10 protein-coding genes are annotated in these 15,278 nt (G+C 37.3%); 8 read left to right on the forward strand and 2 right to left on the reverse strand.

Translation table 11 applies throughout. From position 1 onward, the window contains the following. Positions 1-147: 147 nt before the first annotated feature. From FD31_RS12640 to uvrA, 4 genes are all read left to right on the forward strand, one after another. Positions 148-1,437, forward strand: a complete 1,290-nt coding sequence (locus FD31_RS12640; protein WP_057893145.1) for an alkaline phosphatase family protein — start codon at positions 148-150, stop codon at positions 1,435-1,437. 14 nt (positions 1,438-1,451) lie between these two features. Beyond that, positions 1,452-2,696, forward strand: a complete 1,245-nt coding sequence (locus FD31_RS12645) for an MFS transporter (protein ID WP_057893146.1) — start codon at positions 1,452-1,454, stop codon at positions 2,694-2,696. 466 nt (positions 2,697-3,162) lie between these two features. Continuing rightward, a complete protein-coding gene (uvrB, locus tag FD31_RS12650; RefSeq protein WP_057893147.1) occupies positions 3,163-5,172 on the forward strand; it encodes an excinuclease ABC subunit UvrB in 2,010 nt (669 codons plus the stop codon). A gap of 2 nt (positions 5,173-5,174) precedes the next feature. Then, the gene (uvrA, locus tag FD31_RS12655) at positions 5,175-8,030 is read left to right on the forward strand and encodes an excinuclease ABC subunit UvrA (RefSeq protein WP_057893148.1); all 2,856 of its coding nucleotides are present in this window, start codon (positions 5,175-5,177) and stop codon (positions 8,028-8,030) included. A 59-nt stretch (positions 8,031-8,089) separates the two neighbouring features. Here the strand turns inward: uvrA and FD31_RS12660 are convergent, their stop codons facing one another. Then, on the reverse strand, positions 8,090-10,114 hold the full coding sequence (locus FD31_RS12660; RefSeq protein ID WP_057893149.1) for a Na+/H+ antiporter: 2,025 nt from the start codon (positions 10,112-10,114) through the stop codon (positions 8,090-8,092). A gap of 490 nt (positions 10,115-10,604) precedes the next feature. After that, positions 10,605-11,216 carry a CPBP family glutamic-type intramembrane protease gene (locus tag FD31_RS12665; RefSeq protein ID WP_057893150.1) on the reverse strand — a complete coding sequence of 204 codons (612 nt, stop codon included), beginning with the start codon at positions 11,214-11,216 and terminating at the stop codon, positions 10,605-10,607. Between the two features lie 154 nt (positions 11,217-11,370). Here FD31_RS12665 and FD31_RS12670 point away from each other — a divergent pair, with 154 nt between their 5' ends. From FD31_RS12670 to whiA, 4 genes are all read left to right on the forward strand, one after another. Continuing rightward, positions 11,371-12,243, forward strand: a complete 873-nt coding sequence (locus FD31_RS12670) for a helix-turn-helix domain-containing protein (protein WP_057893151.1) — start codon at positions 11,371-11,373, stop codon at positions 12,241-12,243. Between the two features lie 96 nt (positions 12,244-12,339). Continuing rightward, a complete protein-coding gene (rapZ, locus tag FD31_RS12675) occupies positions 12,340-13,254 on the forward strand; it encodes an RNase adapter RapZ (protein WP_057893152.1) in 915 nt (304 codons plus the stop codon). Beyond that, a complete protein-coding gene (locus FD31_RS12680) occupies positions 13,241-14,275 on the forward strand; it encodes a gluconeogenesis factor YvcK family protein (RefSeq protein ID WP_057893153.1) in 1,035 nt (344 codons plus the stop codon). The genes rapZ and FD31_RS12680 overlap by 14 nt, the downstream gene beginning before the upstream one ends. Then, positions 14,275-15,204, forward strand: a complete 930-nt coding sequence (whiA, locus tag FD31_RS12685; RefSeq protein ID WP_057893154.1) for a DNA-binding protein WhiA — start codon at positions 14,275-14,277, stop codon at positions 15,202-15,204. The genes FD31_RS12680 and whiA overlap by 1 nt, the downstream gene beginning before the upstream one ends. Positions 15,205-15,278: the final 74 nt, after the last annotated feature.

Here is a 15,278-nt window from a genome sequence, read left to right on the forward strand (position 1 = left end):
GTGGCATATTTAACTAGCACAACACGATAAGTAAACTAAAAAAGAATCAAAATTAAACTTTTGTCTTTATATTTTGGGCAAAATTACATGAGTTTTCCAACTGCGATATAATATTTGCATGTAGTTTGTGGAAAGAGGGGAGCTAAATTGCCGACAAATCAACATTTAGTCATCATTTCACTCGATTCTTTAGGATTTCGAGATATTGATGAACATCAAAGTGAATTACCTACATTAAATAAATTAGTTAATAGTGGAACTTGGGTCAAAGAGGTTAAGGGGATTTATCCAACATTGACCTATCCATCACATACAACCATTATTACTGGACAATATCCTAATGTTCATGGAATTGTTAATAATACGAAAATTCAACCAGAGCGCCAATCGCCAGATTGGTTTTGGTATCAAAAGGATGTTAAGTCGCCAACGTTATATGATTTAGCACGTAAACAGGGGTTAACTACGGCTGCGTTCTTATGGCCAGTTACGGCTGGTAGTAAGATTACTTATAACTTGGCTGAGATTTTTCCAAATCGTATTTGGACGAATCAAGTGTTAGTTTCATTGCGAGCTAGTTCGCCTTTATTCATCTTGGAAATGAACCAGATGTATGGAAAGCTTCGTAACGGCATCAAACAACCTGAACTTGACGATTTTATTACAGCTTGTACTGTCGATACAATTAAGCGGAAAAAGCCTAATTTAACGCTCTTACACTTGGTTGACATGGACAGTATGCGTCACCGTTATGGCGTTCGTTCTGATGAAGCACTGGAAGCTTTACATCGTCTAGATAATCACGTTGCACAGGTTATTAACGCAACAAAAGCCGCCGGAACATTCGCTGATACTAATTTTGTTATCTTAGGTGATCATTATCAAATTAACGTTGATAAGATGATTCATTTGAATACTTTATTTGCCAAGCGCGGGTGGCTAACAGCTCGTCCTGACCAAACCTTTAAGAAGGATTGGAACGTTATGGCTAAGACTTGTGATGGAAGTACATATATTTATACACGTGATTTTAATCAGCTGGAACGATTGCGTGATTTAATTTCTGGCGTTGAAGGTGTTGAAAAAATTTATGATGGTCATGAAGCAGCTCAACGTGGAGCTGATCCTGACTGTACTTTAATGGTTGAGGCAAAGACTGGTTATTATTTCACTGACGAAAGTGATCGTGCCAGTGTTGTGGAAAAGGTATTGCCTGAAATGATGGGGGATGCCGATCGTTATAAAGGTGTTCATGGTTATGATCCAGGAAAACCTGGTTATAAGACGACGTTAATTTTTAATGGACCAATGATTAAACAAAATAATACCGTGGAAGCGGCTGATTTAGTTGATGAAGCACCAACGTTTGCCAAGTTGTTAGGATTAGAATTTCCTGAACCGCTGGCAGGTACGTCAATCGATGATGTGTTTATTTAGAATTGAGGGAGTTTATGGGATTTAATAAAAAGCAATGGAGTTGGATCTTTTATGATTGGGCCAATTCTGGCTATGGGATTATTGTTACGACTGCCGTTTTGCCAGTTTATTTTAAGTCGGTTGCACAAAATGCTGGCGTTACACAGGCGAATGCTACTGCTTATTGGGGTTATGCGAATAGTTTTGGGACGTTAATCGTATCAATTCTGGCACCAGTTCTTGGTGCATTAGCTGATTATCCACATCATAAGAAACGGTTGTTGAGTACTTTTTCATTTTTAGGAATAATTATGACCTTAGGATTGGCGATTTTACCACCGACACAGTGGCAGTTATTACTGGTTGTGTATATCCTGTCGATAATTGGTTATTCAGGTGGAAATCTTTTTTATGATAGTTTCTTAACTGATGTAACTGATAATGCTAAAATGGATTCTCTGTCATCGAATGGCTATGCCTATGGCTATTTAGGCGGCGTTTTAGCATTCATGCTGTTCTTGGTTTTACAGGTAACAAGCGGATTTGGTATGTTGAGTAGTTATGGAGTTGCACGTTTTAGTTTCTTGTTAGCGGCGTTATGGTGGATTATTTTCTTTATTCCGTTATTAAAAAATGTTCAACAAGTTTACTCGTTGCCAGAAAATAAGCATCCGGTAACTTCAAGTTTTAAACGAGTTTGGGCAACGGTGACACATTTGCGGAAATATAAAGCTGCTGCATGGTTCTTAGTAGCCTATTTCTTTTATATTGATGGTGTCGACACAATTTTTACGATGGCAACGTCGATTGGAATGGATATGGGAATTACAACGACGACATTAATGATTGTTTTATTAGTTGTTCAATTAGTAGCATTCCCATTTTCAATATTGTACGGCTGGATTGCCAATCGTTTTTCAGCTAGAAAAGGTATTTTATTAGCAATTATTTTGTACTTTGGGATTTGTCTATATGCTTTAAATTTGAAAACCACAGTCGACTTTTGGATCCTAGCAGTTCTAGTCGGAACAAGTCAGGGTGGTATCCAATCATTGAGTCGGTCATATTTTGGTAAGTTGATACCAAAAGAATCAGGTAGTGAATTTTTCGGATTTTATAATATTTTAGGAAAATTCTCAGCAGTCATGGGACCAGTTTTAGTTGGTATTGTGACACAAGCCACCGGTAAATCAACAATCGGAGCCGCATCGTTGAGCATTTTATTTTTGATAGGCTTGGCAATTTTTTTGATGTTGCCACGTTTAACGGCAGAAAAATAAGTACGTATGATGTTGCTTGGTTTCTTTTGAAAGATTGTTTAAATCAAAAATAATATCGCCAATCAACGGAAGCAATCTTTTATTCAAAATAGGGATGGATATTCAATATTAAGCTAGTACACTTGAAATAAATAATTACCTAGCCTCAGGGATCAAGAATTTAGGCAGCAGTGAAGGTGGCGTTGGCGCTTTAGCGCCTACACCACGGGACGGGTTTTGAAATTCGCGTACTTTGCGAAGTTCAAAATCGAGACCTGAGACCTTGGCTCAGGTCGGTCCCCACAGCAGCCTAAATTTCTTGCTCCCTGGGGCGGCATACTTAACAAACATCACAACTAAGTAAAAATATGGCGAAAATATGTTCGCTATGGTAATATAGAGCCAGCGAAATAAGCCGGTATTAATTACATCTAATTCATGTCAAATTAGATGTATTTTTTAGCTTAAAGAGGGGGTAAGTGAGTCCGTGATAGATAGAATTACTGATAATAAATTTGATTTAGTTTCAAAATACGCTCCTGCTGGAGACCAAGCACAAGCGATTGATACGATCACAAAAGATTTCAAAGCTGGTGACAAAGAGGTCATCTTGGAAGGTGCAACTGGTACTGGTAAAACCTTTACGATGGCAAATGTCATTAAAGATTTGAATAAACCAACGTTAATCATCTCGCACAATAAAACTTTAGCTGGTCAATTATATGGTGAAATGAAAGAATTTTTCCCTAATAATGCGGTTGAATATTTTGTTAGTTATTATGATTACTATCAACCCGAGGCTTATGTGCCTTCAAGTGATACGTATATCGAAAAGGATTCAAGTATTAATGATGAAATTGATAAGTTACGTCACTCGGCTACTAGTTCACTTTTAGAGCGAAACGATGTAATTGTTGTCGCCTCAGTTTCTTGTATCTTCGGTTTGGGTGATCCTAGAGAATACGCTGATAGCATCATTTCTCTACGTGTGGGTCAAGAAATGGCACGTGATAAACTATTAGAAGAATTAGTCGAAAATCAATTTGAACGAAACGATATTGATTTCCAACGTGGTAGATTTCGTGTTCGTGGCGATGTTGTGGATATCTTCCCAGCTTCACGTGATGATAATGCTATTCGTGTGGAATTTTTTGGCGATGAAATTGATCGAATCATTGAAATGGATGCTTTGACTGGTGAAGTTAAAGGTTCAATGGATCATATCGGAATTTTCCCAGCAACTCACTTTATGATCAGTGACTCCAAGATGGATCAAGCACTTGATCGCATCAAAGATGAAATGGACGTTCAAGTTGCCAAGTTTACCAAAGAAGGTAAATTGCTTGAGGCACAACGAATTAAGCAACGGACTGAATACGATATCGAAATGATGCGTGAAATGGGTTATACCTCTGGGATTGAAAATTATTCTCGTCATATGGAAGGCCGAGCTGAAGGTGAACCACCATTTACTTTGCTCGATTTCTTCCCCGATGATTTCAATATTATGATTGATGAATCCCATGTTACAATGCCACAAGTTCGTGGTATGTATAATGGTGACCGTGCTAGAAAGCAACAATTAGTTGATTATGGATTCCGTTTACCAAGTGCCTTAGATAACCGTCCTTTGAAATTGGATGAGTTTGAAAAGCATGTTAAAAGAATCCTTTATGTTTCAGCAACACCTGGTCCTTATGAACTGGAAAGAACTGATCACAAAGCAGAACAAATTATTCGTCCAACTGGTTTACTTGATCCGAAAATCGAGGTTCGGCCAATCATGGGTCAAATCGATGATTTAGTTGGAGAAATTAATGATCGTGTGGCTAAACATGAGCGTGTCTTTGTTACGACTTTGACTAAAAAGATGGCAGAAGATTTAACGGATTACTTCAAAGATATGGGGATTAAAGTTCGTTATCTCCACAGTGATATTAAGACCTTGGAGCGAACGAAGATTATTCGTGATTTACGTTTGGGTAAGTTCGATGTTTTAATCGGAATCAATTTATTGCGTGAGGGAATTGATGTACCTGAAGTTTCTTTGATTGCTATTTTGGACGCCGATAAGGAAGGTTTCTTGCGTGCTGAACGTTCATTAGTTCAAATTATTGGACGGGCATCTCGTAATGAACATGGTAAAGTTATCATGTATGCTGATTCGGTAACTGACTCAATGAAGGGTGCCATTGATGCAACTGCTCGTCGTCGTAAGATTCAAATGAAATTCAACGAGGAACATGGAATCACGCCAACTACGATTGTTAAACCAATCAGAGATGCTATTACGATGTTCCAGAAGGTTGATAATACTTCATCTGAAACTGAAAAGATCAATGATGATATCGACTTTAAGGATATGACAAAGAAGGAACAAAAAGAACTTCTTGCTAACTTGAAGGAACAAATGGAAAATGCAGCTAAGAAACTTGATTTCGAAGCCGCTGCTAACTTGCGTGATTCGATTTTGGAATTAAAGGCGGAAATGAAATAAATATGTTAAATGATAAAATTGTTATTCATGGAGCACGTGCTCACAACTTAAAGAATATCGATGTAACGATTCCTCGAGATAAATTAGTTGTTATGACTGGTTTGTCTGGTTCAGGAAAGAGTTCGTTAGCATTCGATACACTTTATGCTGAAGGACAACGACGTTATGTTGAAAGTTTGTCCTCATATGCTCGTCAATTTTTAGGTCAAATGGATAAGCCAGATGTCGATTCAATCGATGGATTGAGTCCAGCTATTTCAATTGATCAAAAAACGACTTCAAAAAATCCTCGTTCAACTGTTGGCACCGTTACAGAAATCAACGATTACCTACGTTTGCTTTGGGCACGTGTTGGGACACCAATTTGTCCAAATGATGGCACAAAGATTACAAGTCAATCAGCTCAACAAATGGTTGACGCTATCTTGAAATTAGAAGATGGTACGAAGCTTCAAGTGTTATCACCAGTTGTCCGTGCAAAACGTGGTCAACATAAAAAAGCCTTGGCACAAATTAAAAAGCAAGGTTATGTCAGAATTAGAGTTGACGGTGAAGTTCGTGATATCGGTGAAGATATCGAATTAGATAAGAATAAAAAGCATGATATTGATGTTGTTGTTGACCGTATTGTAATCAATGACCATATCAAATCACGTTTATTCGATTCTGTTGAAGCAGCTTTACGCTTATCTGACGGTTATATGAATGTTGATGTTATTGGTCAAGATATGATGGTTTTCTCAGAAAAGAATGCTTGTCCAATTTGTGGTTTCACAGTGGGAGAATTAGAACCACGTTTATTCTCATTTAATGCTCCATTTGGTGCTTGTGATAACTGTGATGGTTTAGGTATGAAACTAGAAGTCGATATGGACCTAGTTATTCCTGACCCAAGTAAGACTTTAGCTGAGGGAGCAATCATTCCTTGGAATCCAATCAGTTCGCAGTACTATCCTGAAATGTTAGCTCAAGCTGCTAAAGAATTTAAGATTGATATGGATACACCATTCGAAAAATTACCACAAAAGGATCAAGATATTGTCTTGAACGGTTCTGATGGTAAGACATTCCATTTCCATTATGAGAATGATTTTGGTAGCGTGCGTGATGTTGATGTTCCTTTTGAAGGCGTAATCCCTAATATTAATCGTCGTTATCATGAAACTAACAGTGACTTTACACGTGAAGTAATGCGTAAGTATATGACTGAATTGAAATGTCCAGTTTGTCACGGTAAGAGACTTAACCGTCAAGCATTGGCTGTCAAAATTAGTGGCAAAGATATTGCTGAAGTTTCTGATATGTCAATTAAAGATGAACTTCCATTCTTCAAGGAAGTTACTTTAGGTGAACAAAATACTGTTATTGCTCAACCAATCTTGAAAGAAGTTAAGGATCGTTTGAGTTTCTTAATCAATGTTGGTTTGGAATACTTGTCACTTTCACGTTCAGCTGGAACTCTATCCGGTGGCGAAGCTCAACGAATCCGTTTGGCTACCCAAATTGGTTCAAACTTATCAGGTGTCATGTATATTTTGGATGAACCATCAATTGGATTGCACCAACGTGATAATGATCGTTTGATCAGTTCACTAAAGAAGATGCGTGACCTTGGCAATACTTTAATTGTTGTAGAACACGACGAAGACACAATGCGTGCTGCCGATTATTTGATTGATGTCGGCCCAGGTGCGGGTGAAGCTGGTGGTCAAATCGTAGCTGCTGGCACACCAAAACAAGTGGAAAAGAATCCTAAGTCCTTAACTGGTCAATATTTGGCTGGTAAAAAGTTTGTCCCAGTTCCGCTTGAACGTCGTAAGGGGAATGGTGAAAACGTTGAGGTTTTCGGTGCTGCTGAAAACAACTTGAAGAATCTCAATGTGAAGTTTCCACTGGGTAAGTTTACTGTTGTGACTGGTGTTTCAGGCTCTGGTAAATCGACCTTAGTTAATATGATTTTGAAACGAGCATTAGCTCAAAAGATGAATCATAATTCTGAAAAACCTGGTAAGTACAAGAAAATTACTGGTTATGAAAATCTCGAAAAGATGATTGCGATTGATCAAAGTCCAATTGGACGAACACCACGAAGTAATCCAGCCACATATACGGGCGTTTTCGATGATGTACGTGATCTTTTTGCACAAACAAATGAGGCCAAGCTACGTGGTTACAAGAAGGGCCGTTTCTCATTTAATGTTAAGGGTGGCCGCTGTGAAAACTGTCATGGTGATGGAATTATTAAGATTGAAATGAATTTCTTACCTGATGTTTACGTACCTTGTGAAGTTTGTCATGGAACTCGTTACAATTCCGAAACTTTAGAGGTAACTTACAAGGGTAAGAATATTGCCCAAGTCCTTGATATGAAGGTGAAGGAAGCACTCGAATTCTTTAGTAATATTCCTAAGATTAAACGGAAACTTCAAACAATCGTTGACGTTGGTTTGGGTTACGTTTCACTTGGACAATCAGCTACGCAATTATCTGGTGGTGAAGCTCAACGGATGAAGCTAGCTTCTGAATTGTACAAGAAGTCCAATGGTAAGAATTTCTATATCTTGGATGAACCAACAACTGGATTGCATACTGATGATATCAAACGTTTATTAGAAGTCTTGCAACGACTAGTTGATGAAGGAAATACTGTTTTAGTAATTGAGCATAACTTAGATGTTGTTAAATCCGCTGACTGGTTGATCGACTTAGGACCAGAAGGTGGTGAAGGCGGTGGTACGATTGTTGGTACTGGAACGCCGGAACAGATTGCTGAAGTTAAAGAAAGTTACACTGGTCAATATTTGAAGCCAGTTTTGGAACGTGATACAGAGCGAACTAAGGCTGCTGAAAAGAAATAATAACAAATGAAAAGGCAAAACCGCTTGATGAGGTTTTGCCTGTTTTGTTATCAAATTTATTATTCTTCATTCAATGATTGTAAATAAACTAATTGATCAGTTGAAATTTGTTCGTATAAAGCACTACCTAATTCAGTGCTGAATTCTTTGGTAGCAACTTTTGATTGGATATAAGTATTTTCTTGTTGGAAAGCTTCAATTAAAAGTTCATTTTGATCATTTTCGAAGTTTTCGTTCTCGTTGAAAGTACGTGTTAAACGACGGTGACGTTCATCATAGGCTCGACGAACGAGATTTATCTCACGACTTTTTTCTTTATCGTTAACTAGACTTTGATTAAGATAGCTAGTGACTTTCTCAAATGGTTTCTTTTCAGTGACAGCCATTTGACGCCACATCTTCTTATTTTTAGCAATCATATCAGCACGATTATCAGCTTGTTGATGCTTCATTTGGTGGAAAATTTTGCGTCTTCTTCGAGCTTCTTTACTAGGTGAAAATTTTTCTAAAATGCCAAAACGAACGACTAAAATAAATCTTTGCCAAGCGCTTTGCTGATACTGAATGATGGTTCTACGGGCAACACGCATGTATAGATTGGCATTTAAAGGCGTTATTTCCTCGTTTTTTAACATTTCCAAAATAGTTTGTTGTTCCAATTCGAAACAGTTATCAAAGATAATATTTAATTTGGCTTTATCAATGTGTCCTTCAATCGTTCTTTGACCATCTAAAATATTAATAACTTGACTGGTGCTGGTGTTTTTTTCATGACGAGTTTGAATTGAGACGATAGCATCATCAACCATTTGACCTTTGGCTTTCGCTAATTCCTCTTCAGAATACTTGGAAACTGCTTTGGGCAATAATAATGGTAAGGCCAATGTCGGAACTATCAAACTAGTTAAAATGACAACCGTTGCGACGAAGATAATATCGGTGCGATAAGGGAACGGCTGTCCATTAAGTGTCAAAGGAAGTGAAAAGGCCATAGCCAATGTAATAGTCCCGTGGACTCCACTATATGCCATTACAATGCTGTTAGCGTGCTTTTCTTTGCGGTCCCAGGCACGAATGCGTGCAAAGTCCCAATTGGTCCAGAGATAGCGTAGTACCGTCATGATTAAGTAGAGCAAGATACCTACACCTAATAGTATAAAAACAGAACTAGTGTCGTGTTTATGCAAATTAATGATGACACTTGGTAATGACAGTCCTAGCAATACAAAAACAATCCCATTTAAAATACTCGAAACGACTTGCCATGTACTGTTCATCACAATTTGCAAACGAGAACTTGTGAGACGCAAACGATTTTGTTGAATACCGTGAATTAAACCAGTAACAACAACAGCTAAAATTCCCGAAACACCAATAGCTTCAGCAATTAAATAAACAACGAATGGTGTTAACAAGGTGAATGGAACCATGACAGAAGGTGTATCAACGTGCATATTGATCAGGCGTAAACGAATTGCCACAATGATAGCTCCAAGAATTCCACCTACGAGAATACCACCAAAGAATACGTAGACGAAATTTCCGATACCATCCATTACTGAGAATTGCCCAGTAACGGCGGCAGCAATTGCTAAATTCAAGGCAACAATACCGGAAGCATCGTTAAAGAGCGATTCATTTTCCAGTGTACCCATAACTTCTTTAGGAACGAGCATATTACTAGTGATGGAACTAACAGCCACGGCATCAGTTGGTGTAATGATTGCTCCTAACGCAAATGTTAAAGCTAGCGGCATGCTAGGAATAATCAGGTGAGTCGTGAATCCAACAATCAGAATAGAAATAATTGCTAGTTCGACTGACAATGAAAAGGTAGTACCGAATTGATGAGTCAGCCTAGATAGACTGGTGTTCTGCCCATCGTTGAACATCAAAACTGAGATAATGACTAGTAAAAATACCTCGGGTTCCAGTTCGAAATGTTTGTAAATAGGTATGAAAGATAAAACTAGCCCAGCTGCAATTTGAATGAAAGCAATTGGAATGTTATCGAATCTCCATGAAACAATGTTGGCGACTACTACGGCCGCAAGTAATAAGAGTATGAGAAAAACTGTCTCCATATTGTAAACCTCCCCAATAGGTTTAATTTTAGCGCATTATGGAGATAAAAAATATTCTTATGTGTTGCTATTTCGGTTCTTTCTTAAATTTGGTTAGGGCCGCCTCTGGGTGCAATAAATGTTGGCGCTGTGGGGACCGGTTCGAGCCAAAATGCGGTCTCGAGCCTCGATTTTGAACTTCGCAAAGAACGCGAATTTCAAAACTCGTCCCGTGGTGTAAGAGCTAAAGCTCTAACGCCACCTGCACTGCTGCCAACATTTCTTGCACCCAGAGGCTAGTGTATTAGTTGTTTTTAGTTGAATATAATTAAAATCTAAATCATTGTAAATTAAGAATAATATAAAAAAGAGTAGATAAATTTCATTTGAATTTATCCACTCTTATTTTAATATCATGCCCTATAACCAAAGTTGAGGAAGAACTCTATTTCTCAACTATTTTGGTTAATTTGCTTTTTTATTTATATTTCGAATTGTTAGAGCAAGAGGACTATAAGCCTAGACTTACGAAATCGACTAATAGGTGTGAAATCCATGATCCCCAGATACTGCGATTGGTTTTTAAGTAAACGTAGTTAAAAATGAGTCGAGCGACTCCTTGCAATAATAAGACATGAAGTAATGTAGATACTAAGGAACCATCCCAATATACAAAGATGTGCATCATTCCAAAAATTAAGGCACTTAAGAAGGTACTGGACGTTAATGATAAGCCTTTATTTCTAGCAGTTTCTAGAATGCCAATCCCCAGTAATTCTTCTCCCATCAACATGAAGGGGATTTTTAAAATCATGTTGCCTAGATGTCCAGCTACAGGATTAACGGCCCAAGGCAATCCAAAGGATAAGGCTAAGTAACCTACGCTAATTGATAAAGCCATGTATCCCAGAAACCCTAACAAAATCATCCAAATATGTTTGGGCAGAGTAAAAGCAAATAACGAATCTTTCTTAAAAACTATGGCCCAAGCGACAAGTCCACCTGCGAAAAGACCCCACCATGCCCAAGAGAATAATGATAGTAGTGTAAAACCACCACATAGGAATAGTGCTCCTAAAAGAATATTACCAGTTTTAATTTTTGCGTCCTCAATTGTCCTCATAATCGTTGCTCCTTTGAGTTAGTAGTCAGTAGGCTATTTTTTGTGTTTACTTAATTTTTTTTTTAAAATTAAGTAAATGGAGTATATCAGCACATAGATATAGATTATAAAAAAGTATCATATTTAGTACCTGGAAAAGACAGGAGATGATTGTTTGCAAAATTTTGGTGAAACAGTGAGAACTATCCGTATGAATAAAGGGATTAAACAAAATGAATTGTATGATGATATCTTATCGAAGTCGTACGCCATACAATTTGAAAAAGGATTACACGATATTTCATTTTATTTATTGTTAAAAATTCTTAATCGTTTTCCTATGGAAGTGGACGAATTTCTTTTCATCCATCGAGACTATCAGACCAGTGAAACTGCTTGGTTTTATGATAACTTAACGACTGTCGGAAACGATACTAATATGCAAGCACTACGGGATTTTGAAGACGAATATCTAACCAAATATCCTAATAGTGAACAGCTTTTAGGGAGAACGCTGCAAATTGATTTTCGTATTGAGCAATTATCTCATTATTCTTCTACCGGTAGAGTTGTTGGTGATACGATTGGACCACAGGTACGAGAAGAGATTCAAAATTTACTTAGAAAGATTCAAGCATGGACGATTGAAGATTTTCGCTTTTTTAGTGGTGTCATTGACTTAGTTGATATTTTTGATATGACGCAGTATTTTAAGTTGCTTTTGAATAATATCAATCAATATAAGAATTTTGAAAGTGGTAAAGGTGATATTTGCGTTTTACTGATTGATGCAGTTAATAAATTGATTTTTTCCGAAAAAAAAGAAGAGGCCAAAGACTTATTAGTGACGTTAAATGATTTTACAAAAAAACCGGATCAAATGTTTTATCGTAATTATTATTTCTTTTTTGTGGCGGTTATCCAAATGATAGAAGGAGATAACGAGGGCTTTGCAAAAGCTACTAAAGCAATTACTATGTTTGAAGATTTAGGATATGAATATCATGCTGATATGGCAAGAGTGATTTTGACGGAATTAAGAGAATAATTAAAATTTAGGAACATTTATTTTGTGATTTTGAAATACTAAGACTGACACGCCCGGGACGTTGTGTTATGCTTATATGCGAATGTGAGGTGCAATATGGCAGAAGATATGCTTAGTTTGGTCATCGTTACTGGTATGAGTGGCGCTGGTAAAACTGTTGCAATGCAGTCCTTTGAAGATTTGGGATATTTTTGTATTGATAATATGCCACCTAACTTGCTTCCTAAATTTTGGGAGTTAGTTCATGAATCTGGCAAAATTAAAAAAGTCGCACTTGTGGTAGATATTCGTTCACGTGCCTTTTATGATGAAATTTTCTCAATGCTTTCTAAAATGGATGAGGATGAACAAGAAAAACATCAAAAGGTTGATATGAAGATTCTATTTTTGAATGCTTCAGATGAAGAGTTAGTTTCACGTTACAAGGAAACTCGTCGGAGTCATCCCTTAGCCATGGAAGGCCGTCTTTTAGATGGTATTGAAAAGGAAAGAGAGCTGTTAGCTGAGATTAAGGGTCGTGCTTCAGTTGAAATTGATACGACTGATTTAACACCACGCCAACTTCGTGAAGAAATTTTTGCTAATTTCCAAGAAAGTTCAGTTGTTCCAACGTTCCATATTGAGGTTATGTCATTTGGTTTTAAGTACGGTTTGCCTATTGATGCAGATATCGTAATGGATGTTCGTTTTTTAAGAAATCCATTTTATATCAAAGAGTTGAAAACACAAACTGGTATGGATAAACCCGTTTATGATTATGTCATGGATGATGCAGAAACTCAGAATTTTTATAATAAATTTTATGATTTAATGAAAGACATTGTTCCCGGTTATGAAAAAGAAGGGAAAACGAGTTTAACGATTGCAATTGGTTGTACAGGTGGTCAACACCGCTCTGTGGCTATTGCCCAACGACTTGGTACTGATCTAAAGAAGAAGTACTACGTTGACATTACTCATCGTGACATGGAAAAATCGCAAAAGAAGGTAATCGAACATGGCAACAAATAGGATAGTTCGGGTTGTTAAAGGACGTCGTCCAAGAGTTGTAGTTATAGGTGGGGGTACTGGTTTACCAGTTGTATTAAATAGTTTAAGAAACATGGATGCTAACATTACCGCAATTGTTACCGTAGCTGATGATGGGGGATCATCTGGTATCATTCGTGATTATATTAACGTTGTCCCTCCTGGGGATATTCGAAATGTTTTAGCATCACTTTCAGATTTACCAAAAGTAGATTTAGATGTTTTCCAATATCGTTTTAAGACTAATGATGATTTCTTCTCTGGTCATGCGATTGGAAATCTCATCATCGCTGCTTTAACGGAAATGTCACCTAATATTTTTGACGCCGTACAAGAACTATCTAAAATGATGCAAGTTGATGGTCACGTTTATCCAGCTAGCAATACAAAATTGACGTTGCACGCTGAATTTACTGATGGAACTAAATTGGCCGGGGAGCATGAAATTACGCACTCTGGTAAACATGTTAAACGAGTTTGGGTTACAAATTCAGATAATCCAGATGAAGAACCCAAGTCAGTTATTTCAGTTATTGCTTCAATTATGCAAGCTGATGTTGTTGTTTTAGGACCTGGTAGTTTATTCACAAGTATCTTGCCTAACTTGATGATTAGCGACATTGGTGAAGCTGTCAGACAAACTTCAGCAGAAGTCGTTTATATTTGTAATATCATGACACAAATCGGTGAAACAGAAGGTTTTACTGATGCTGATCATGTCCGTGTTTTAAATCGCCACTTAGGTGGTAACTTTATTGATACCGTGTTAGTCAATACACGTAAGATACCTGATGGATATATGGATCATAAAAAATATGACGAGTATGTCAATCAAGTTAAGACTGATTTCGGTAGTTTGAGAAATATGGGATGCAAAGTTATCCAAGATGACTTCTTATCACTCCATGATAAGGGTGCATTCCACGATGGAGAAAAGGTTGCAAAGGAGATAATTAATCTTTCGTTGCAATCAGGAAATAGAAAGAATGAGGTGAGACGTTAGTGGTTTCTTATGCAAGTGAGGTCAAACAAGAACTCACAAAATTGGTGGTTCATCCCGAGCATGCCCGTGTTGAATTGGCAGCTTTATTACGAATGAATGGCTCATTAAGCTTACAAAATCATCACTTCGTCTTAACCGCACAAACTGAGAACGCTGCAATTGCCAGAAGAATTTTTTCTTTGATCAAGCAAAAGTATGGTATGGAATCAGAATTACTTGTGCGTAAAAAGATGAAATTGAAGAAGAATAATCAGTATTTGGTTCGGTTAAAACATGATACTAACAAAGTTTTAACTGATCTTGATATTTTGGATGAATCTGGCTTGTCAATCAATACTGATGTACCAGAAGAAGTTTTAAATGAAGATCAACGGATGCGTTCATATCTTCGTGGAGCCTTTTTGGCAACCGGAAGTGTTAACAATCCTGAGACTTCACGTTATCATTTGGAAATTTATTCATTATATGAAAATCATAATGAAGGCATTGCCCAGATGATGAATTATTTCCATTTGAATGCCAGAACAACTAAACGTCGGAATGGTTATATCGTTTACTTGAAGGAAGCTGAAAAAATTGCTGACTTTTTACAAGTTATCGGTGCAACTAATTCGATGTTGAAGTTTGAAGATATCAGAATCGTGCGTGATATGAGAAACTCCGTTAACCGTTTAGTTAACTGCGAAAATGCCAATATCAATAAGACTGTGGCTGCGGCTGAACGTCAAATTGAAAACATTAAGCATTTGCAGGCAACTGTTGGTTTAGATTCACTTCCTGATAAATTACGTGAAATTGCCGTTTTACGTTTGGAAAATCCGGAAGTTTCTTTAAAGGAATTAGGCGATATGGTTCCAAGTGGACCAATTTCTAAATCTGGGATCAATCACCGATTAAGAAAATTGAATCAATTAGCTGAAGTAGGATAAATATTCTGTTTCTAGCAAAAAAAGGCTCCATCTGATTTTTATTCAGATGGGGCCTTTTTCTACCCTTAGTCAAG

It is taken from the genome of Companilactobacillus nantensis DSM 16982 (assembly GCF_001435815.1).
Lineage (GTDB): Bacteria > Bacillota > Bacilli > Lactobacillales > Lactobacillaceae > Companilactobacillus > Companilactobacillus nantensis.

Excerpts from the sequence above, each read along its gene's own strand:
- FD31_RS12645 (WP_057893146.1), top strand. The coding sequence starts at position 1,452 with ATGGGATTTAATAAAAAGCAATGGAGTTGGATCTTTTATGATTGGGCC.
- uvrA (WP_057893148.1), top strand. The coding sequence starts at position 5,175 with ATGTTAAATGATAAAATTGTTATTCATGGAGCACGTGCTCACAACTTA.
- FD31_RS12660 (WP_057893149.1), bottom strand. The coding sequence starts at position 10,114 with ATGGAGACAGTTTTTCTCATACTCTTATTACTTGCGGCCGTAGTAGTC.
- FD31_RS12665 (WP_057893150.1), bottom strand. The coding sequence starts at position 11,216 with ATGAGGACAATTGAGGACGCAAAAATTAAAACTGGTAATATTCTTTTA.
- rapZ (WP_057893152.1), top strand. The coding sequence starts at position 12,340 with ATGGCAGAAGATATGCTTAGTTTGGTCATCGTTACTGGTATGAGTGGC.
- FD31_RS12680 (WP_057893153.1), top strand. The coding sequence starts at position 13,241 with ATGGCAACAAATAGGATAGTTCGGGTTGTTAAAGGACGTCGTCCAAGA.